This is a genomic window from Pseudomonas sp. JV245A (genome assembly GCF_032424515.1).
In the GTDB taxonomy this organism is placed as follows: Bacteria; Pseudomonadota; Gammaproteobacteria; order Pseudomonadales; family Pseudomonadaceae; genus Aquipseudomonas; species Aquipseudomonas protegens.
Genome location: NZ_VYKE01000506.1, coordinates 1 through 564 on the forward strand (window position 1 = coordinate 1; position 564 = coordinate 564).

Annotated in this window: 1 pseudogene; it reads left to right on the forward strand. The window is 70.0% G+C overall.

The annotated features are described in order from the left end of the window. Nucleotides 1-564: pseudogene (locus tag F6S12_RS32730) on the forward strand (ABC transporter permease); the annotation flags it as partial.

The window sequence follows — 564 nt, forward strand, 5'->3', positions numbered from 1 at the left end:
CTGGAGGCCGCCGAGGATTACCGCGACGGACGCGCTGTGGCGGCCCTGGGCTGGCTCGGCGATGCCCAGGCAACTGCCGGGCAGCGGGTTTACCCGGCGTTTCGCCTGTATGCCCGCGACCTGGGGGATGTCGAGCCATTGCGTCTGTATTTCGCCGAGCGCGGCCTGCTGGTGTCGACCCAGGCCCAGACCATAGCCCAGGTGCAGTCCTTGAGCCGCAACCTGGCCATCGTCTTCTGGGTGATCGCCGGGCTGGCCCTGGCGGGTGCCTTCGCGGCGATCTTCGCCGGGGCCCTGGCGGCGGTGGAGCGCAAGCGCCGGGAGCTGTCGGTGTTGCGCCTGCTGGGGTTTTCCACCGGTGCGCTGCTGCTGTTCGTGGTGGCCCAGGCGCTGTACAGCGCCGGTTTTGCCGCGCTGTTGAGCGGCGCCCTGTATGGCCTGGCCCAGGCCGGGCTGAATCATTTGTTCATGCAGGCGCCCGGCGAATACGCCAGCCACCTGCTGCCGGCCCATTACGGGCTGGCCCTGTTGGCGACGCTGGGCGTCAGTACCCTGGCCGCCGCG